The sequence below is a fragment of the Ascidiaceihabitans sp. genome, from assembly GCF_039986515.1.
Lineage (GTDB): Bacteria > Pseudomonadota > Alphaproteobacteria > Rhodobacterales > Rhodobacteraceae > Ascidiaceihabitans.
This window is the reverse complement of record NZ_JBDWQO010000018.1, coordinates 55223-73820: the sequence shown is the minus strand read 5'-3', so window position 1 is coordinate 73820 and position 18598 is coordinate 55223. Positions and strand designations below refer to the sequence as shown.

At 53.5% G+C, this 18598-nt stretch carries 20 protein-coding genes; 6 read left to right on the top strand and 14 right to left on the bottom strand.

The genetic code is table 11. The features are described 5' to 3' along the window. Positions 1 to 68: 68 nt before the first annotated feature. Together ABJL60_RS17930 and ABJL60_RS17925 are read left to right on the top strand one after the other, a co-directional pair. Complete coding sequence (locus ABJL60_RS17930) at positions 69 to 983, top strand: sulfite exporter TauE/SafE family protein (protein ID WP_348288549.1); 915 nt, start codon at positions 69 to 71, stop codon at positions 981 to 983. A gap of 1 nt (position 984) precedes the next feature. After that, the gene (locus tag ABJL60_RS17925; protein ID WP_348288551.1) at positions 985 to 1734 is read left to right on the top strand and encodes a TIGR02186 family protein; all 750 of its coding nucleotides are present in this window, start codon (positions 985 to 987) and stop codon (positions 1732 to 1734) included. A gap of 6 nt (positions 1735 to 1740) precedes the next feature. Here ABJL60_RS17925 and ABJL60_RS17920 read toward each other — a convergent pair whose 3' ends face one another. The 7 genes from ABJL60_RS17920 to ABJL60_RS17890 form a co-directional block, all read right to left on the bottom strand. Beyond that, complete coding sequence (locus ABJL60_RS17920; protein WP_348374195.1) at positions 1741 to 2454, bottom strand: SDR family oxidoreductase; 714 nt, start codon at positions 2452 to 2454, stop codon at positions 1741 to 1743. Then, on the bottom strand, positions 2451 to 3992 hold the full coding sequence (locus ABJL60_RS17915) for an AAA family ATPase (RefSeq protein WP_348288553.1): 1542 nt from the start codon (positions 3990 to 3992) through the stop codon (positions 2451 to 2453). Before ABJL60_RS17915 ends, ABJL60_RS17920 begins: the two co-directional genes overlap by 4 nt. Before the next feature lie 52 nt (positions 3993 to 4044). After that, positions 4045 to 4683, bottom strand: coding sequence for an acyl-homoserine-lactone synthase (locus tag ABJL60_RS17910; RefSeq protein ID WP_348374194.1), 639 nt, complete (start codon positions 4681 to 4683; stop codon positions 4045 to 4047). A 140-nt stretch (positions 4684 to 4823) separates the two neighbouring features. Next, positions 4824 to 5546 (bottom strand): LuxR family transcriptional regulator, encoded by a 723-nt coding sequence (locus ABJL60_RS17905; RefSeq protein ID WP_108827495.1) that lies wholly within the window; start codon positions 5544 to 5546, stop codon positions 4824 to 4826. Beyond that, a complete protein-coding gene (locus tag ABJL60_RS17900) occupies positions 5494 to 5700 on the bottom strand; it encodes a hypothetical protein (protein ID WP_108827494.1) in 207 nt (68 codons plus the stop codon). The genes ABJL60_RS17905 and ABJL60_RS17900 overlap by 53 nt, the downstream gene beginning before the upstream one ends. A gap of 215 nt (positions 5701 to 5915) precedes the next feature. Beyond that, positions 5916 to 7196, bottom strand: coding sequence for a crotonyl-CoA carboxylase/reductase (gene ccrA / locus ABJL60_RS17895; protein WP_108827493.1), 1281 nt, complete (start codon positions 7194 to 7196; stop codon positions 5916 to 5918). 135 nt (positions 7197 to 7331) lie between these two features. After that, complete coding sequence (locus ABJL60_RS17890; RefSeq protein ID WP_348374323.1) at positions 7332 to 8702, bottom strand: 1-acyl-sn-glycerol-3-phosphate acyltransferase; 1371 nt, start codon at positions 8700 to 8702, stop codon at positions 7332 to 7334. Positions 8703 to 8785: 83 nt separating this feature from the next. Here ABJL60_RS17890 and ABJL60_RS17885 point away from each other — a divergent pair, with 83 nt between their 5' ends. The 3 genes from ABJL60_RS17885 (at position 8786) to ABJL60_RS17875 (ending at position 11650) form a co-directional block, all read left to right on the top strand. Next, positions 8786 to 9172 carry a hypothetical protein gene (locus ABJL60_RS17885; protein ID WP_348374193.1) on the top strand — a complete coding sequence of 129 codons (387 nt, stop codon included), beginning with the start codon at positions 8786 to 8788 and terminating at the stop codon, positions 9170 to 9172. Positions 9173 to 9243: 71 nt separating this feature from the next. After that, positions 9244 to 11211, top strand: a complete 1968-nt coding sequence (locus ABJL60_RS17880; protein WP_348374192.1) for a protein meaA — start codon at positions 9244 to 9246, stop codon at positions 11209 to 11211. Positions 11212 to 11308: 97 nt separating this feature from the next. Continuing rightward, positions 11309 to 11650, top strand: a complete 342-nt coding sequence (locus ABJL60_RS17875; protein ID WP_348374191.1) for an H-NS histone family protein — start codon at positions 11309 to 11311, stop codon at positions 11648 to 11650. A 67-nt stretch (positions 11651 to 11717) separates the two neighbouring features. Here ABJL60_RS17875 and ABJL60_RS17870 read toward each other — a convergent pair whose 3' ends face one another. Next, positions 11718 to 12071, bottom strand: a complete 354-nt coding sequence (locus tag ABJL60_RS17870; RefSeq protein WP_348288563.1) for a hypothetical protein — start codon at positions 12069 to 12071, stop codon at positions 11718 to 11720. 142 nt (positions 12072 to 12213) lie between these two features. Between ABJL60_RS17870 and deoD the strand changes: the two genes are divergently transcribed. Continuing rightward, positions 12214 to 12921: a purine-nucleoside phosphorylase gene (deoD, locus tag ABJL60_RS17865; protein ID WP_348374190.1), complete on the top strand. Its 708-nt coding sequence runs from the start codon at positions 12214 to 12216 to the stop codon at positions 12919 to 12921. A 4-nt stretch (positions 12922 to 12925) separates the two neighbouring features. Here the strand turns inward: deoD and ABJL60_RS17860 are convergent, their stop codons facing one another. The 6 genes from ABJL60_RS17860 to sdhA all read right to left on the bottom strand — a co-directional run bounded on the left by ABJL60_RS17860 (position 12926) and on the right by sdhA (position 18582). Further along, positions 12926 to 13768 carry a DUF1989 domain-containing protein gene (locus ABJL60_RS17860; RefSeq protein ID WP_348374189.1) on the bottom strand — a complete coding sequence of 281 codons (843 nt, stop codon included), beginning with the start codon at positions 13766 to 13768 and terminating at the stop codon, positions 12926 to 12928. A gap of 103 nt (positions 13769 to 13871) precedes the next feature. Then, on the bottom strand, positions 13872 to 15284 hold the full coding sequence (creD, locus tag ABJL60_RS17855; protein WP_348374188.1) for a cell envelope integrity protein CreD: 1413 nt from the start codon (positions 15282 to 15284) through the stop codon (positions 13872 to 13874). Between the two features lie 104 nt (positions 15285 to 15388). Beyond that, positions 15389 to 15583 (bottom strand): hypothetical protein, encoded by a 195-nt coding sequence (locus ABJL60_RS17850; protein ID WP_348374187.1) that lies wholly within the window; start codon positions 15581 to 15583, stop codon positions 15389 to 15391. Between the two features lie 68 nt (positions 15584 to 15651). After that, entirely contained in the window at positions 15652 to 16431 is a 780-nt protein-coding gene (locus ABJL60_RS17845) for a succinate dehydrogenase iron-sulfur subunit (RefSeq protein ID WP_108827485.1), read from the bottom strand. A 13-nt stretch (positions 16432 to 16444) separates the two neighbouring features. Further along, the gene (locus ABJL60_RS17840; protein WP_108827484.1) at positions 16445 to 16774 is read right to left on the bottom strand and encodes a hypothetical protein; all 330 of its coding nucleotides are present in this window, start codon (positions 16772 to 16774) and stop codon (positions 16445 to 16447) included. Beyond that, complete coding sequence (sdhA, locus tag ABJL60_RS17835) at positions 16774 to 18582, bottom strand: succinate dehydrogenase flavoprotein subunit (RefSeq protein ID WP_108827483.1); 1809 nt, start codon at positions 18580 to 18582, stop codon at positions 16774 to 16776. Before sdhA ends, ABJL60_RS17840 begins: the two co-directional genes overlap by 1 nt. Positions 18583 to 18598 lie beyond the last annotated feature (16 nt).

The following is an 18598-nucleotide window of genomic DNA, read 5'->3' as shown; positions in this document are numbered from 1 at the left end:
ATCTATCCTGTTTGTTGCAACGCAGCACGCCTATTGATTTGTTAAGGGGGACAGGTTTAGGAGGGTTCATGCAAATCTACCTTCCCATCGCCGAAGTCTCGGTCAATGCCTTCCTCCTTTTGGGGCTTGGGGGCATCGTTGGTATCCTGTCTGGCATGTTCGGTGTCGGAGGCGGGTTCCTCATGACGCCTTTGTTGTTCTTTATTGGCATCCCCCCTGCGGTCGCTGTTGCAACGGAAGCGAACCAGATTGTGGCATCGTCCTTTTCCGGGGTTCTGGCACACTTCAGACGAAAGACCGTCGATCTAAGGATGGGCACTGTCTTGTTGATTGGCGGCCTTATGGGCGCCGCGTTGGGTGTCGTTGTATTCAACTACCTCAAAGCGCAGGGCCAAGTCGATTTGCTGGTCAAATTGTGCTATGTTGTTTTCCTTGGTGTCATTGGCGGGTTGATGTTCATCGAAAGCTTGAACGCCATCCGCAAAACATCCAAAGGCGTTGTTCCAAAACGAAAAAAACACAATTGGATTCACGGCTTACCCTTCAAAATGCGGTTCCGTGTGTCCGGTTTGTATATCTCCGTTATCCCGCCACTGATTGTGGGGGTCGCCGTCGGTGTTCTGGCAGCTATTATGGGTGTAGGCGGTGGTTTCATCATGGTACCGGCCATGATTTATCTACTGGGCATGCCCACAAAAGTTGTGGTTGGTACATCGCTGTTCCAGATCATTTTTGTGACAGCGTTTACCACAATGCTGCACGCCACCACCAACTACACAGTTGATGTGGTTCTGGCCGTTCTTTTGCTGGTTGGCGGTGTCGTTGGCGCCCAAATCGGCACTCGCATTGGCGTCAAAATGAAAGCCGAACAGTTGCGTATCTTGCTGGCCCTCATGGTGCTGGCAGTGTGTGGCAAGCTGGCATTGGATTTATTGCTGCAACCATCCGAGCTCTATTCACTTGGCGCGGCGGGGGGGCACTGAGATGCTTAGATTGCTTCTTGCGTTTGTCTTTTTGGCTATGCCCGTCATGGCCGAAGAAGTCGTTCTTGGCAAAAGCCGTGATGAAATCGACATCACAGCCACCTTTAACGGTGCTGAAATTTTGCTGTTTGGCGCGATCAAACGCGAAGTTGGGCCGCTGATAGAAGGCGATTTGGGTGTCATTGTCACCGTTGCCGGCCCCGACCAGCCGGTTACCGTGCGCCGCAAAGACAAAAAGCTGGGGATTTGGGTGAATGCGGCGTCTGTGGACATCGATATTGCCCCGACTTTCTACGCCGTTGCCACGAATGCGCCCTTGGCCGATATTCTGGCGGAAAGCGAAGACATAAACACACGGATCACCATCAATCGGGCCATTCGGTCGGTCGGCCCGGCAGAAGGCGGCAGCACCGCGTTCATCCAGTCTTTGATCCGTATCCGCGAAGCCAACAACCTGTACCAAACGCTTGAAGGCTCTGTGAACCTGACGCAGGACACATTGTTTCAAACCCGGATCACACTGCCAGCCAACTTAACCGAAGGCGAATATAAAACCGAGATTTATCTCACACGCAACGGTCAGATTGTGGATTTGTACACAACAAGCATTCCAGTCCAAAAGGTCGGCTTGGAACGCTGGTTGTACAATCTGGCACATGAAAACGCGTTTTTGTACGGTCTGATGTCACTTGCGATTGCGATCGCCGCCGGTTGGAGCGCCTCTGCGGTCTTTAGTTTGATCCGCCAGTAGGTTTGCTTATCCCCGCCCGATGTAAGGCATTTGCGACGCCATAACGGTCATGTTTTGCACATTGGCAGTCAACGGCAACTCCGCCATATGCAAAACGGCTTCTGCGGCATGACGCACATCCATTGTCGGCATGTCAGGCTGTGTGGACTTCAACGCCGCAACCATGTCCGTTTCAGCATTTCCAATATCAATTTGCCCACAGGCGACGTTACATGCCCGCCCGTCCAGCGAAATCGTTTTGGTAAGTCCGGACACCGCGTGTTTTGTGGTCGTATAGCAGACTGAATTGGGCCGCGGCACATGGGCGGACAATGATCCGTTGTTGATGATGCGGCCCCCTTGCGGGGTTTGGGCACGCATCTGTGCAAAAGCCAGCTGTGCGGCGATGAACATGCCCCCCACATTCACGTTCAACACTTGCATCCATTGATCCAAAGGCACCTCATCAATGGGTGCGGACGGACCGAACATGCCGGCATTGTTGAACAAGGCATCCAACCTGCCTGTCTGCGTTGTGAAGGCTGCAAACGCCGCCGTCATCGCATCCGCGTCTGTAACATCCGCTGGCAAAGCAATGGCCGTATCGTATGTGTTCGCGATATCTTCCAATACCTCCCCACGCCGCGCGATCAAGCCCACCTGCCAACCCCTTTCCAAAAACAGCTCTGCTGTGGCCCGGCCAATCCCTGAACTCGCACCTGTGATGATGATGGACTTCATAAAAATTCCTCCGGTTCTTCTTGTGCCAATGTCAAAGGTGCAGGCGCTACACTGCGCAAATCATCCACACGCAAAGGTTCCGTGGGCTTCGACAAACGGTTGCGCACAACCCAGATCAACCGGTTCTGTGCTCGTGTTATTGCCACGTAAGCAAGACGTTTCCACAAGGGTTGCCCCGCTTCCATGCGCCCCATACGCGCCGCTACAAACAAGTCGGGGGCGAACACTTGCACCGTGTCCCATTGGGACCCCTGCGCTTTGTGGATGGTCACCGCCGCGCCGTGCAAAAACGTGGCGCCCATACGGGCAGCAAAGGGAATAAAGGGTTCTTCTTCATCCGGCTTTTCAATTTTAACAATAGACGCGGCACTGACTTGTGGGTCTTCGGCCCCCATCACGTGCAAACGCGAAAACCCCGGCTTGCGGCCTTCGCCCAGGTAAACAACTTGTGCCCCTTTGATCAGCCCCCGCGCCTCTAAATCGAGACGTTTTTTGCGGTGCTTCATCGGCAGCTCGATCCCGTCACAAATCAAAGGTTCGCCTTCTGCCAACGCGTCTTCCGGCGCGCCATAAACATTGCGAAATGCATTGATCAAACGGATGCGGGTGGCATTGCGCCATACCAATACAGGACTGCGGGCCATCAAATCGACTTCCACACGTTGCCCCCACACAACGCGTTCATCTTTTTGGGCCGCATCTTCGACCATCTTTTCAAACTGGTGAAATTCAAGGCTGGGATCGGCCAAGGCATGGGCCAAATCCAAGATCGGATTGTCTGCGGTCTGCCTGTGTACCCTGTTCAAATTCAGGATGCGCGTGTCAGGCAGTTTGTCAAAGACCATCGTGCCTGACTGCTTCACAGGCGCCAGCTGCGCGGGATCACCAAAAAGCAAAAGTGTCGGAAAAATCTCTTTCAGGTCTTCAAATTGCTTGTCGTCCAGCATCGAACTTTCGTCGATAAAACCAATGTCCAGTGGTTCTTCGCGTCGCTTCCAGCCGGTTATAAAATCGGAGCCACGCAACCCAGCGGCCGCAAGCGCACCGGGAATGGATTTATTACCCGCATAGAAAGCCGCTGCGCGGTCCAATGCAAGGTCCGTCAGACCCTCGATTTCGGGGCGCTCACCATTGCCTGCCAACCATTCTGCGATCCGTTCATATTCGGGATCATACACAGGCGTGTATAAAATACGGTGAATCGTCGTCGCAGGCACTCCACGCAAACGCAAAACAGAGGCGGCTTTGTTTGTCGGCGCCAAAATGGCCAGCGTGCGCTTGTCCTTGCGCTTTTTGCTTTCGTAGTCCCCCGAAACGACGTCAACACCGGCGCCTTCAAGCGCCTTATAAAGTTCCGCCAGCAACAGGGTTTTCCCAGACCCCGCCTTGCCCGTGACGCCCATCACAGAGGACGCCGCCCCCTTTGGAGGCAACAGCAAGCTATCGTCTAAATCGATCCCCGCCAAACGCAGCATTTCTGCAATGCTGTCATAGGCATTCGCCTGATCGTCCGAGAATGTAATGGCTGTAGAGGTCATGGCGCGACCCTACAGAGCGCATGCGCACACCACCACAGGATTTTGCGAAATATTAGGCGCTTTGTGCTAAATCTTGCGCATCATCCACGCCAAACGACCGGTCGAACCATAACTGGGACAAGGCAAGGGACACGCCGGCGCGGCGCAGGATTTTGTTACGATCCGCCGCATCATAGTGCCACAAACCCACACTGATCTGATCACAGCCTTCACCATCGCGCCCAAGTACGTCGGGGGATGCACCAAGCATGCGATAAATGCGAACCATACGGGCGTCAAAAACACCAACAAAGTGTTCGACGTTGAAATGATGCATGACTTCACCACACGCGACCACCAAAAGGGCGGCCATACGGCTGCTTGCAGTGCGAGACAAACAAAACCGTGTGCATTCCCAGATCAGTGGGCTGCGAACTTCGCCGCCGCCCATGACGTGGCTGAAATGTTCGTTAACCATTGTCCGCCCTGTTGTTGGTAAAAACCGCATCGAGCCCCCATGGGATCCATCCGCGTTTTCCCAGATCACATAAAGCGGGTTCAGCTCGTCGTATTGATCCTTTTCGAACCCGTGCTCGTCCACAGAAACCTCCCAGCCCAAACGGGTCTTGAATTGGTCTGCACGGTCGCGAAACATAGACGCCGCAAGTTGGGGATATTGGTAAAGATCGTTGGCATAAACATATCGCAGCATTGGGGCTCTCCTTGTCCAATTCGGTCACTGACCTGAAGCAAGTATTACCTATGCGTGTGTTAATGTGTAATATTCAACCCGCACGATAGATCAATTGATTACGCAACGGGGGGGGCCGGGCGATTCTTAGGGGTGTCGGGTCACACCACGATCAATCCCCTGCTCAAAGCGCGTGCAACAGCATGTGTCGTGTTCATCGCCCCAAGTTTGAAGCGCGCGCTTTCGATGTAAACGCGCACCGTATGCTCCGAAATCGACAATTCATCCGCGACCTGAGCGCGGCTGTGCCCCAAAGCCAGCAGCGTCATGGCATCGACTTCACGCGGTGACAATGACGCCGACTGAATAAACGGTTTGCGCCCCTTTTCCAGCTCCAGAGCCTGTTGATTAAAGAAATGCGCGATCAGGATCAGGTCCCGGCGATTTTCGCTTGTGAATGCTTCCCATGAGGCGTCGTCGCAGGTGTGGCTGATCGTGAACAGCGCGAATTGCCCAGCAGGGCCACGGATCGGAATACTGAACCCCTGATTACCGATGCCGTGTTTCATCGAATCTTCGCGGAAACTGCGCGACGCTTTGGATGACCAATCCAGCCGCTTCCAGTCAACCGCGTGAAAAATTTGAAAACATCCGACAATGACCGGATCGATACGGATGTAGTTCATTTCCAGATAGCGTTCGCGCCAGGCGTCAGCATAAGTGCCACAGCCATAGTGGTCACCTGAACTGTCCACCCAATGATAGACCATGTGATCCACAGCCATCTGGTCTCTTAGATGTTCTATTGCCGTTTGAAGCGCCTCAACGCCTTCAGCTTGCTCCAGTTCCTCCAATATGGTTTCCAACTGCGTAATCGTTTTCATGGCGGCGGCCGTGTAGCCTTTCATTTTTGGCAGCGATCTCGGCCATGGCAACGATTGCTGTGTCGTCAAGCTGTTCGGCAAGTGCCATAAGCTCATTTGCACGTGCAAAGGTTTTCAAGTCCGTCAGAACGTCTAAAATCCAGTCACTTCTCATAACAGCTACACCCTTAGTTGGTTAACGATTGGTTAACACAACCATAACATGTGAGCTTTCTGATAAGAAATTCCCCTATTCCCACTCCCCAGAAATAGGGAGGTCACGTTTTGTAAGTCTCTGAATGCAAATGAATGGACATGAAACGCAAAACGCCCGCGTCAGATTTAACTGATTCGCGGGCGCTTCAATTTCAACCTGAACGATTGAAGAAGTTACTTTTTGGCGTCCAACACGTCTTCCAACGTGCGCAAACCGGTTTTCGGCGATTGCACAAGTACAGACATATTGCCGGGTTTGTGTTCGTTGCGCAGCATTTTCATGTGTGCTGCGGGCAGGTCATTCCAAGCAAAAACTTCGGACATACATGGGTCCAAGCGGCGCTCAACCATCAGGTTGTTGGCCGCAGACGCTTGTTTCAGATGCGCAAAGTGCGATCCTTGCAAGCGCTTCTGATGCATCCACATGTAACGCACATCAAACGTCAGGTTGAAGCCTGTGGTGCCCGCACAGATCACAACCATGCCGCCCTTTTTACACACAAGCGTGGACACCGGGAACGTGCTTTCGCCGGGGTGTTCAAAGACCATATCGACGTTGTTGCCTTTGCCTGTGATCTCCCAGATTGCCGCGCCAAACTTGCGAGCCTCTTTGAACCAAGCGGCGTATTCAGGGGTGTTCACCGTGGGCAGTTGGCCCCAGCAGTTGTAGTCCTTGCGGTTCAGAACACCTTTGGCGCCCAGCCCCATAACAAAGTCGCGTTTGCTTTCGTCGGAAATCACACCAATGGCATTGGCACCCGCTGTGTTAATCAATTGGATCGCATAGGATCCCAAACCGCCAGATGCCCCCCAGACCAAAACGTTCTGGCCGGGTTTCAAATCGTGGGGTTCATGACCAAACAACATGCGATACGCCGTGGCCAGCGTCAGCGTATAGCAAGCAGCCTCTTCCCACGTCAGGTGCTTAGGGCGTGGCATAAGCTGCTGCGCTTGCACGTTTGTGAACTGGGAAAACGATCCATCAGGCGTCTCATATCCCCAGATGCGCTGGCTTGTCGAAAACATCGGATCGCCACCGTTGCAATGCTCATCGTCGCCGTCATCCTGGTTGCAGTGAATGACCACTTCATCGCCGACTTTCCAGCGTTTCACTTTGTCACCAACAGCCCAAACGATACCCGCCGCGTCGGATCCCGCAATATGGTATGGTTGTTTGTGGCCATCAAACGGGCTGATCGGTTGACCAAGAGCCGCCCAAACACCGTTGTAGTTCACGCCTGCTGCCATCACCAGAACCAGCACTTCGTGGCTGTCGAGCGTTGGCACGTCGACGACTTCTTCCATCATGGCTGTGTCAGGTTCACCGTGGCGTTCACGGCGGATGGTCCACGCATACATCTTCTGAGGGACGTAACCCATGGGCGGCATTTCCCCCATTTCGTACAAGTCTTTCTCGGGTGCTTCATATTGCGCGATGCCGTTGTCCAAAGCCATGGGAACCTCCACTTTACCTGTTTGCCGCAATGCAGAATCGCATTGCCGTTCAGATGTGGAATATGGCTCGCAGGGTAACATTGCAACCCTATGAGGGTCATTATTGTAATTTTATGACCCTGCAGTTGCAGAAAATTATTCTGCGACTGCATCCCCTTCGTCGAAATAGTGCGCGATCGAATTGGAATAAAATGCTGCCACGTCTTTCGCATCAGAATTCAGGGACCATCTGCCCTGATCTTGGACAATGATGTTGCGTTGACCCAAATTGGCGCAGGCACGTATCACAAGATCTTCCACCTCGTCGTTGTGCACAACCGGCGCGGGGCCATTACACTGCGCCATCACGTTTATCACTGCAACTTCCAGTGCCTTTTGGTTCAAAGGGCCATCTGCCATCAAAAACACGCGACACATCAACGAAATTTCCATCACAGGCATAATCCTTGAAATTCCGGCCATCAAATCCTGTGCCAGTTTTTCAGGGTTCGGCTTGCTGCCGTAGGTTTTGACCGACACCGGTTCTCCGAAAGCCACTGCAGCTTGCCCAAATCGCAAGAAACGCCCTGTTAACCGCAGCCAAACCTTGCGCAAAACAAATTTGAAAACCACCGACACTTTTCCACCAAACCGCCGGTCCCCCCGTTGGTCCGCTGCAATCAACACCCGGTCTTCCAGCACACGATCATAGTTGATCGCTACAGGGACAAACAGAATGTCACGGCCTTCAGGATCGTAGGCATCCAGCACATAGGTCAAAAGACCCAACTTGGGCGGGCGCAGTCTGCCATTCAGGGTTAACCCACCTTCGGGGAAAATCGCCTGCGTCACCCCACCTTCTGTGGCCATCTGCACGTAACGCGCCAAAACCTTACGATAAAGTGCGCCTCGCGATTTGCGCCGGATAAAGTAGGCGCCCAATGATTTGATCAAGCGGGTCAGCGGCCAAACCCGCGCCCATTCGCCGACTGCATAGGACAAAGCCGACGCTTGCGCGGCAAGGTAAGTCACAAGCAAATAGTCCATATTGCTGCGATGGTTCATGATAAAAATAACGGTGGCATCCTTGGACAAACCAGCCAACCGTTCATCGTGCCCATCCGCTGTGCGCACGTCGTATAGGCCATTGCTGATCCAACGCGCGATACGAATTCCGAGACCAAAATAGGTGAAGGCACTAAAACTGGGCACTATTTCACGCGCATATTTACGGGCTTTTTCAAAGCCTACATTTTCAGGGACATCATGTTCCTTGGCGTATTCCACAATCGCTTGCGTCACTTGGGGATCATAAATAATGCGCTGGATCATGTCATACCGCCGCGCCAGCTTGAATGGCTCAATAGGACGGGTCAGCCGTTTGTTCAGACGTTTGACGGCCTTTTCCAAACGTCGGCGAAAAAACCACCGCACAGATGGAAACAGAAAATGCGACGCAAACGTCACCGTCGCGAAAAACACGATCAGCACGAATAGCCAGATAGGTATTTCCACGGTCTGAAACATCACCAATGACATTTACAGGCATACGGCCTTTGGTAAACATAAATACGCATCGATCATCCACCGGTTCGCAAAAATGCAGGAACATGATGTACACGCAAGATTCATTTTTCACCCTGACCGCCATCGGACAAATCGGGCTGGCTGTTGTGTCACTGGCTTTGTCGACGTTTTTGATTTTTGCGGTGTTTCGCCTGCGCCTGAAGCCCTTTTGGCATTTCATCAGCGCCTGTGTCGCCCTGTGGGCGTTTGTTTGGCTGTCACCACAAGTTTATTATGCGTACTATAGGTTGTTGATCGACGGGTTGCCGGCACAGATCGTAATACAGGCACCACCTGGTGTCGTGGACGTGGTTAAGCTATACGGTTTTTCCAGCGCTCGAACGCTGTCCGGCCTAGGCCAAAGCCTTTTGGGATGGGCGCTGCTTATCGCCGTGGCGTCAAAGTGGCTACGCCGCAATGCAGCGAATTGACACTTGCCTAAAGTTTCTTATATCTCAATCCAAGCGCAAGAATATTGCTTTCTCCGATTCATGAGGCCCCTATGACAGATGTTAAAAAAGACCGCCCTTGGTTAATCCGAACCTACGCAGGCCATTCAACTGCCAAAGCCTCGAACCTGTTGTACCGCTCGAATTTGGCCAAAGGCCAAACCGGCCTGTCGGTGGCTTTCGATCTGCCCACGCAGACCGGATATGACAGCGATCACGTTCTTTCACGAGGCGAAGTTGGTAAAGTGGGGGTTCCCGTGTCGCACCTTGGCGACATGCGGGCATTGTTTCAGGACATTCCGCTGGAACAGATGAACACGTCCATGACGATTAATGCAACGGCTCCATGGTTGTTGGCTTTGTATATTGCGGTCGCTGAAGAACAAGGCGCGGATGTTTCGGGTCTTCAGGGTACTGTTCAAAACGATTTGATCAAAGAATACCTAAGCCGCGGCACATACATCTGCCCGCCAAAACCATCTTTGAAAATGATCGCGGATGTGGCTGAATATTGCTACACGAATGTTCCGAAATGGAACCCTATGAACGTGTGTTCGTATCACCTGCAAGAAGCAGGCGCGACACCAGAACAGGAATTGGCATTTGCGTTGGCCACCGCCACTGCCGTTCTCGATGAATTGCGCCCGCGCGTACCCGCAGAAGATTTCCCAACACTGGTAGGCCGTATTTCGTTTTTCGTAAATGCCGGCATTCGCTTTGTCACCGAAATGTGCAAAATGCGCGCCTTTGTCGACCTTTGGGACGAGATTTGCGAAAAACGCTACGGTGTCACCGATGCCAAATACCGTCGTTTTCGCTACGGCGTGCAAGTGAATTCACTTGGGTTGACCGAACAGCAGCCCGAAAACAACGTATACCGCATTTTGATCGAAATGCTGGCAGTCACCCTGTCCAAAAAGGCACGTGCCCGCGCCGTCCAATTGCCTGCATGGAATGAAGCCCTTGGGTTGCCACGCCCATGGGATCAACAGTGGTCCATGCGTATGCAGCAAATTATGGCTTTTGAAACCGACCTTTTGGAATTTGACGATCTATTTGATGGTAACCCTGCCGTAGACGCCAAAGTTGAAGAACTCAAAGACGGTGCACGGTCTGAATTGGCCAATTTGGATTCGATGGGCGGCGCCATCGACGCGATTGACTATATGAAAGCGCAATTGGTTGGTTCAAATGCTGCGCGCCTCAATCGAATTGAGGCCGGTGAAACGATTGTGGTGGGTGTCAACAAATACACCAGCGGTGAACCTTCCCCACTGATGAGCGAAGACGGCGGCATTATGGTGGTTGATCCAGCCGTCGAACAAGAACAGATCGATCGTCTAAATGAATGGCGCGGCGGACGCGATCAAGCCGCGGTCGACGCTGCACTTGCCGATCTACGTGCGGCAGCCAGCGAAGGGCGCAACGTTATGGAACCTTCCATCGCTGCGGCAAAAGCGGGCGTTACAACGGGCGAATGGGCCGCGCAAATGCGCGCCGTTCATGGTGAATATCGTGGCCCGACAGGCGTAGCAGCCGGCCAATCCAACATGACCGAAGGCTTGGATCACCTGCGTGAAGCCGTTGATCTGGTCAGCGACAAACTGGGACGCCGCCTAAAATTCTTGGTGGGCAAACCCGGTTTGGACGGCCATTCAAATGGCGCGGAACAGATTGCGGTACGCGCCCGAGATTGCGGAATGGACATCACCTACGAAGGCATTCGTTTGACGCCTGACGAAATTGTCGCTGCGGCCAAATCGGACGACGCACATGTTGTGGGCCTTTCAATTCTATCAGGCAGCCATATTCCCCTGGTCGAAGATTTGATGGTGAAAATGCGTGATGCAGGTTTGGGTGATATTCCGGTGATTGTCGGTGGAATTATTCCCGATGACGACGCACAGCGATTGCGCACGATGGGTGTTGCGCGTGTCTATACGCCAAAAGACTTTGAGCTGAATACCATCATGATGGATATTGTCACTTTGGCTGATCCAAAGGCCGTCGCAGCCCAATAACGCCTACCTGAAATTGAATTCCTCTGGAAACGGTTGCAGCAACCCGCCTTAATGATCTAAGGCGGAACTGCAACAGTATTACAAACGGGGCAAAACGATGAAAATCGATCTCAAATCAATGTCACGTAAAGAGTTAGAAAAGCTAAAAAGCGACGTTGAAAAAGCTTTGACTTCACTGAAAAATAAAGACCGCCGTGCGGCGCAAAAGGCTGCTGAAAAGGCCGCGTCTCAATTCGGTTTTACCTTGGATGAATTGACCGGCACCGCGAAAGCGGCCCCTGCAAAGAAAGACGGGCGCAAGACCCCAAAACCATCCAAACCACGCTACGCCAATCCAACCGATCCAAAACAGACATGGACGGGTAAAGGACGGCAGCCGAATTGGTTTAAAGAGGAAACTGAAAAGGGCACGACGCCAGAAGCAATGGAAATCAAATAAGATCACCGCCAGTCGTGTTACTTTTTTGAATTGAGACTGCATTCACGATGCAGTCTCAATCGGTCCATTAAACCGCCAAGGCTCCACGCCCAAAGATAAATCGCCATTTCGTGCCATCTTGCATGATGATTTCTCCTCCGCCCGCACGCGGTGTCTCGTAGGTGGCTGTGCCTACCCCTTTCAGCCCGTTTGAACAGGTCACTGGGAATGTCACCATGCGTGTTTCTGAGGCAGGAGTGTAGCGACCCTGACATGAATTTCCGCCGTTGTTGACGTGAAACCAGCCTCCCTCCAAAAAGGTCGCCGTCGCCGTGCCGCGGTACACTGTGTTTGCAGGCCCAACAACGGCGACCGGATGGGTGACATCACAGGCGCTTAGGCCCAACACCGCCACCGCACATAAGCTCATCATCTTGTTCATTTTCCGCCCTTTCCTTGTTACTGACATCCAATACCTGAACATCGTTCACGCAATTAACCAGTAAGGGATTCCAGACTTGTCTCTTGCCCCTGCCATCCCATGCAGGCATGGTTGGGACCACCGCAAAACAGAAAGAAAACCCATGACCGTTCACATCGGCGCAGCCCCAGAAGATATTGCAGAAACCGTTCTTATGCCGGGCGACCCTTACCGCGCGAAATGGGCGGCTGAAACGTTCTTGGACGATGCAAAACTTGTCAATGAAGTGCGCGGAATGCTTGGCTTTACAGGCACTTGGAAGGGAAATCGGGTCACGATCCAAGGGTCAGGTATGGGCATGCCGTCGCTGTCTATTTACGCCAACGAATTGATCAGCACCTACAACGCGCAAACCCTCATTCGGATCGGCAGCTGTGGTGGGATGCAATCACATGTTGGTATTCGCGATGTTATTATCGCAATGACTGCAAGCACCATCACATCGCCTTCCTCCGGCATACTTCGTGACGTGAATTTCGCCCCTTGTGCTGACTACGGGCTGCTGGAAGCGGCCGTTAAAGCCGCAAAACACAAAGACGCCACCACCCATGTTGGCGGAATTTATTCATCCGATGTTTTCTACGCGGAACGTCCCGATCTGGACGATCAAATGGTGCGCCACGGAATTCTTGGCGTCGAAATGGAGGCCGCAGAGCTATACATGCTTGCAGCCCGTCATGGACGTCGCGCATTGGCCGTTCTGACTGTCAGCGACCACTTGCAAACAGGCGAAGCCTTGCCATCAGAGGATCGCGAAAAGACCTTCGGCGACATGGTTGAAATCGCACTCGAAGCTGCGTTTCCCGCCTAATGCCTCAAAGTCCGTGGGACCTGTCATAGCCATTCATCGCCGGTGATTGCCATCCGTTCAGGGTGGCAGGGTCCGCATCGAACACTTCGATCAACAAAGGATGGCACGCGGCAGTATCTGACGAATGTTCAGATGAACAATCACCACCGGGACATGCACTCAGTGCGCCCAATACATCAATTTCAGCAAAAAATTCAATGTAATCGCCCGGACGTACAGGGGAAGCTTTCATGAAATACTGCCCCGTATCACGTGTAAAGCCAGTGCACATAAAAACGTTCAGAACATCATGCACATGGGGTTCGGCCTCTTTCAAGCTGCAGCCCAAATGCGCTGCCAACGCACGGGTCAGGTTGGAATGACAACAATGGTGATAGTGGCCATCCGACAACAGGTTGTGCGTATACGGATCGCAGCGCGTGCCAATCACATCATGAACAGACCCGCCAAATTCATCGATGCCGTACCACCCCAACGTGTCATGCGTTACGGTCGCCATCGGCCGCAGCCCCGGGAACGATGACCACATACGTTCACCCGTTGTGATGTGTGTTCCGTGCAAGGCGCGTGTTTTTCCAGAGTAAAACCGCTCTTGCAAATCATCAGCGCTCCAAAGGTTCAGATCCCCAACTTGCGATCCCTCGATTGACTTGATCCGAAAGAATTGCCCTGCCTTAACGCGAAACGTCGCCGCATCCCGCGCTGGCGCGATAGCTTCGGAGACTTTGGTCAATGTCGTCCTCGCCTGCTCATACAGCGCCATGTCCGGCGCAGGCAATGTCTCGACTGGATAGCACACAACCGGTGAAATTGCTTTTCGGGCAGCGGCGTCTTGGGGGATTGTCATGGGCCAGATCCTGTATGGTTTTTACGTAGTCTGGCGCACCTGGTCGCGATCTACAATCCAAGATGCGATGTGGCGCCACGATTGCCCGCAGCGCCACTTCAGATCACTCCGGTTTGGGTGACGTCGGTTTAGGATCACTTAGCGCCCACTTCAGCAACCCACCGCCTTTGCCTGCAGCCCCGTACCAGTCTTCGTTTCGCGTCAGATACATTGTGCCCGCCAAAGCCACAAAGGCCAGTGTAGATCCTGCCAGCAAAGCATAATCGGCACTTTGCAAAATCAGATAAAGGACGGCGTAAAGCACAATCAGCAACCCACCAAGCGCCACGGTGCGTATCCCCATCTTCATTGCCGTCGCGGCAAACATCACCAACAATGCAATTGTGGCCCCACTGGCTGCCAGATAGGCCAGATCAAAGCCGATCTGTTCGGCGTAGGCCAGCATCAACAACACGAACACAGATTGGGCCAATCCAACCATGACATATTGCACGGGATGGGCCGGGCGCACAGATGTGCGATCTAGCAACAGGATCGTCAGGAACGTCAGCGCAATGAACAGAATACCATATTCGGCGGCGCGGTAGATTGTGCGGTAAAAATCGTTTGGCGTGATAAACATCACACCCATTGTCGCAGTTTTGCGCGCCACAGCGTCCGGGTTTTCACGTGAGACTTGTGGCAGTGCGCGTGCAAGATGAGGCACTTCCCATGTGGCTGTGAAACCATCATCACTGATGCTCGAGCCGTTGGGCAAAAAAGACCCTGTAAAGCTGGGGTCAGGCCAATCACTGTTGAAGGTCACTGTGCTGGCGCGACCAACTGCGCTGGCGTGCAATGTATGGGCACCATTTGCGCCCAATGTCAGCTTGTATCCAGAGATTTTTCGCGGATCGCCCACCAATGACGAAATGCCGTTTTGTCCGTTTGCCAATGGCTCCAACGTCAGTTCCTGGGCGTCCGCCTGCAACACCGCAGCCCCGCGCAAGGCGCGGTTTCGTGACACATAAACATGCAGCTCCGCCTGATCCCACACCAGCACTTCGTTGTTTTGCAGCGCTTTTGAAGCGTCTTCTGCCCGCATGTCAAACCGCGCTTCGACGGCGGCCGTATATACCGGTACGTTGAAAATTCCGCGATGGCGTTGTTGGGTTTGTGTGGTGATTTCCAAATCAAACTGGTCGGGATACATATACACGGAAGGGCGTGTTTCTGTGATCGTTTCCTCAAAGTATTCGTAAATTATTGCGTCATTGCTGTCGCGTTTGGCCTGCCCTGTGACAGGATCCAGCGCCTTGCGTTTGCGATTATAAATCACGTCTTCGGTGACAGGAATAACCAGCTGTGGTCCGGAAAACAGCTGTCCGCCGCCCCATTCCTGGCCCAAGCTGCGAATTGTGTCTTCTGAATAATGCGACCGCGAATTGACGATGTCACCTATGAACCCCAACGGGATGAACATAAGTAAAGTGAGTAGGCCCACGACAAGGAACCTAAGACCGGATGATTTAAGCACGTAACTGTCCTTTGCTGAAGTTTTGCAACGTCAGCGATACGGTCAGAGGGCGCAGAAAACCGGGGCCGTTTGTGCAGATTTTTTGCAGTTCAGTCTTTTTCGGGCTACATCAACGCAAACAATGCCAAAGCTGCATCTTCTTTATCGATGTCGCCTTTGTCATACCCGCTGCCGAATTGCGCATTGGTGTCTTTGTTGTCGTAGTGATCTTCAAAGACTCGCCCCAGTCGCATCATCATGTCGGCGACTTCCCAGGCAAACCGCTGCTCGCCCATGGCCACGCGGTTCAGGTAACGCACGCGGCTGCTCAGGGCGTGGCATGCCGCCCTGAATTCTTATTTGTTGTCGAATTTAAGCTTTGCTTCGCTCAAACGCGGCGCTCTACCATCATTTTCTTGATATTTGCGATGGCCTCGGCCGGGTTCAGACCTTTGGGGCAGGTTTTTGCACAGTTCATGATCGTGTGGCAGCGGTACAATTTGAACGGATCTTCCAATTCGTCCAGTCGCTCACCCGTTGCTTCATCACGGCTGTCGATAATCCAGCGGTACGCATGCAACAACGCTGCTGGTCCCAGATACCGATCGCCGTTCCACCAATAGCTTGGGCATGATGTTGAACACGATGCGCACATCACGCATTCATACAAACCGTCTAGCTTTTTGCGATCTTCAATGGACTGACGCCATTCCTTGGCCGGGCGGTTGGTCTTGGTTTCCAGCCATGGCATGATAGATGCATGCTGGGCATAAAAATGCGTCAGGTCAGGGATAAGGTCGCGCACAACGGACATGTGCGGCAACGGATAAATGCGCACATCCCCTTTGATTTCGTCCATGCCATAGATGCAGGCCAATGTGTTGATCCCGTCAATGTTCATCGCGCAGGATCCGCAAATGCCTTCGCGGCAAGACCGGCGGAACGTCAAAGTCGGGTCAATCTCGTTTTTGATCTTGATCAGCGCGTCCAGAACCATTGGCCCGCAGGTGTCCATATCGACCCAATACGTATCCAACGACGGGTTTTTACCATCATCCGGATTCCAGCGGTAAATGCTGAATTTGCGAAGGTTTGTAGCGCCTTCGGGTTTTGGCCACGTCTTGCCCGTGGTCATCCGAGAGTTCTTGGGAAGTGTCAGTTGAACCATATCTGGTCTCCTTTCAAGCGGTCAGCACGGCAAGGCCGGCTTTCGCTACGCACTGTTGGGTCTTGGGGCGTTCAAGAATGCTTTGCACCAGAACGACTGTAGATTCATCGACGCCGACCACGGCATCTTTTGCAAATTCGCCGATTTCGCGCCCCGATGCGTTATCGATAACGCAGTCCGAAAATGGGGTCACAGCGGCTTTGGGCACAAAGGGAAAACGTGTGGACAAGGTTTCCGCCACAGCGGCTTTGGCGCTTTTACGCGCCACATCGTCCACCGCTTTGGTGGCCTCGTCGCAGCCCGCGAGGGCTACAACACAAAGTCCAAGTGCTGCGATGCGCATCAGAATGTGCGCACTTTCGGGGCGATTTTCTTGGGATCGATCCCACCATCATTGTGGCTGGTCAAAGGCGCCACATGCACGCCGCGATAGCCCAAAGAGGCTTTGTTTTCGCCTTGGAACCAGATCAGGGAGTGCTTGCGCCAGTTTTCGTCGTCGCGTTCGGGGAAGTCTTCGTGGGCATGCGCCCCCCGGCTTTCTGTACGCGCCTCGGCACCCACAATCGTGGCTACGGCATTGGGCAACAAATTCGCCAGTTCCAATGTTTCCATCAAATCGGAGTTCCACACCAAGGACCGGTCCGTCACACCCACGTCCGACCACTTGGCCGCCACGTCTTCCATCTTCGCTTTGCCTTCAGCCAGCGTGTCTTTGGCACGGAACACAGCGGCATCTTTTTGCATGGTTTGCTGCATTTCCAGACGCAGTTCAGCCGTTGGCGTGTGCCCTTTGGCGTAGCGCGTGTTGTCAAAGCGCTCGATCGCGGCATCCACGGACTTCTGGTTCGGCGTTGGGATTGCACTGTCGCGATCCACAACTTTGCCAGCGCGGATCGCAGCCGCGCGACCGAACACCACAAGATCGATCAATGAATTCGATCCAAGGCGGTTTGCACCATGCACCGACGCACAGCCCGCTTCGCCCACAGCCATAAGGCCCGGTGACACACGATCTGGTTCGTCCGCTGTTGGTGCCAGCACCTCGCCCCAATAGTTCGTCGGAATGCCACCCATGTTGTAGTGCACCGTTGGCAGCACGGGGATCGGTTCCTTGGTCAGGTCAACACCTGCAAACACACGCGCACTTTCAGAAATGCCCGGCAGACGCAGGTCCAGCGTTTCTTTGGGCAAGTGGTTGAGGTTGAGGTGGATGTGATCCCCCCCGGACCCAACGCCGCGCCCCTCGCGGATTTCCATTGTCATGCAGCGGCTCACGTAGTCACGTGGTGCAAGGTCCTTGTACTGCGGCGCATAGCGTTCCATGAAACGCTCACCTTCAGAGTTTGTTAGATACCCGCCTTCGCCGCGCGCCCCTTCCGTGATCAAACAGCCAGCGCCGTAAATGCCGGTTGGGTGGAACTGAACGAACTCCATATCTTGCAATGGAAGGCCGGCCCGTGCGGTCATACCGCCACCGTCGCCTGTACATGTATGTGCAGACGTCGCCGAGAAGTAAGCACGCCCATAGCCGCCCGTTGCCAGAACAACCATTTTGGCGCTGAACAAGTGCAGGGTGCCGTCGTCCAGTTTCCAACACAGTACGCCTTGGCACACGCCATCATCGGACATGATCAGGTCGATTGCGAAATATTCAATGTAGAATTCAGCATTATTCTTCAGGGATTGCCCATACAGCGTGTGCAAAATGGCATGCCCTGTGCGGTCTGCGGCGGCGCATGTACGCTGCACCGCAGGGCCTTCACCAAATTCAGTGGTGTGACCACCAAAGGGGCGCTGATAGATTTTACCCTCTTCGGTGCGCGAGAATGGAACGCCGTAGTGCTCAAGCTCATACACCGCTTTGGGGGCTTCGCGGGCCAGGTATTCCATCGCGTCAGTGTCGCCCAACCAATCAGAACCTTTGACGGTGTCATACATATGCCACTGCCAGTTGTCTGGGCCCATGTTGGACAATGACGCCGCAATCCCGCCTTGCGCCGCAACTGTGTGGGACCGTGTCGGGAACACCTTGGTGACACAAGCAGTACGCAAACCCTGTTCAGCCATGCCAAGTGTGGCGCGCAATCCAGCGCCACCGGCACCGACCACAACCACGTCATATTCATGCGTTTCGTATTCGTAAGCAGCCATCTCAAGGCCTCCTGTC

Bases quoted from the DNA above. Each gene is read 5' to 3' on its own strand.
- ABJL60_RS17930 (WP_348288549.1), top strand. From the start codon at position 69: ATGCAAATCTACCTTCCCATCGCCGAAGTCTCGGTCAATGCCTTCCTC.
- ABJL60_RS17925 (WP_348288551.1), top strand. From the start codon at position 985: ATGCTTAGATTGCTTCTTGCGTTTGTCTTTTTGGCTATGCCCGTCATG.
- ABJL60_RS17920 (WP_348374195.1), bottom strand. From the start codon at position 2,454: ATGAAGTCCATCATCATCACAGGTGCGAGTTCAGGGATTGGCCGGGCC.
- ABJL60_RS17915 (WP_348288553.1), bottom strand. From the start codon at position 3,992: ATGACCTCTACAGCCATTACATTCTCGGACGATCAGGCGAATGCCTAT.
- ABJL60_RS17910 (WP_348374194.1), bottom strand. From the start codon at position 4,683: ATGCTGCGATATGTTTATGCCAACGATCTTTACCAATATCCCCAACTT.
- ABJL60_RS17905 (WP_108827495.1), bottom strand. From the start codon at position 5,546: ATGAAAACGATTACGCAGTTGGAAACCATATTGGAGGAACTGGAGCAA.
- ABJL60_RS17900 (WP_108827494.1), bottom strand. From the start codon at position 5,700: ATGAGAAGTGACTGGATTTTAGACGTTCTGACGGACTTGAAAACCTTT.
- ccrA (WP_108827493.1), bottom strand. From the start codon at position 7,196: ATGGCTTTGGACAACGGCATCGCGCAATATGAAGCACCCGAGAAAGAC.
- ABJL60_RS17890 (WP_348374323.1), bottom strand. From the start codon at position 8,702: ATGTTTCAGACCGTGGAAATACCTATCTGGCTATTCGTGCTGATCGTG.
- ABJL60_RS17885 (WP_348374193.1), top strand. From the start codon at position 8,786: ATGATGTACACGCAAGATTCATTTTTCACCCTGACCGCCATCGGACAA.
- ABJL60_RS17880 (WP_348374192.1), top strand. From the start codon at position 9,244: ATGACAGATGTTAAAAAAGACCGCCCTTGGTTAATCCGAACCTACGCA.
- ABJL60_RS17875 (WP_348374191.1), top strand. From the start codon at position 11,309: ATGAAAATCGATCTCAAATCAATGTCACGTAAAGAGTTAGAAAAGCTA.
- ABJL60_RS17870 (WP_348288563.1), bottom strand. From the start codon at position 12,071: ATGAACAAGATGATGAGCTTATGTGCGGTGGCGGTGTTGGGCCTAAGC.
- deoD (WP_348374190.1), top strand. From the start codon at position 12,214: ATGACCGTTCACATCGGCGCAGCCCCAGAAGATATTGCAGAAACCGTT.
- ABJL60_RS17860 (WP_348374189.1), bottom strand. From the start codon at position 13,768: ATGACAATCCCCCAAGACGCCGCTGCCCGAAAAGCAATTTCACCGGTT.
- ABJL60_RS17845 (WP_108827485.1), bottom strand. From the start codon at position 16,431: ATGGTTCAACTGACACTTCCCAAGAACTCTCGGATGACCACGGGCAAG.
- ABJL60_RS17840 (WP_108827484.1), bottom strand. From the start codon at position 16,774: ATGCGCATCGCAGCACTTGGACTTTGTGTTGTAGCCCTCGCGGGCTGC.
- sdhA (WP_108827483.1), bottom strand. From the start codon at position 18,582: ATGGCTGCTTACGAATACGAAACGCATGAATATGACGTGGTTGTGGTC.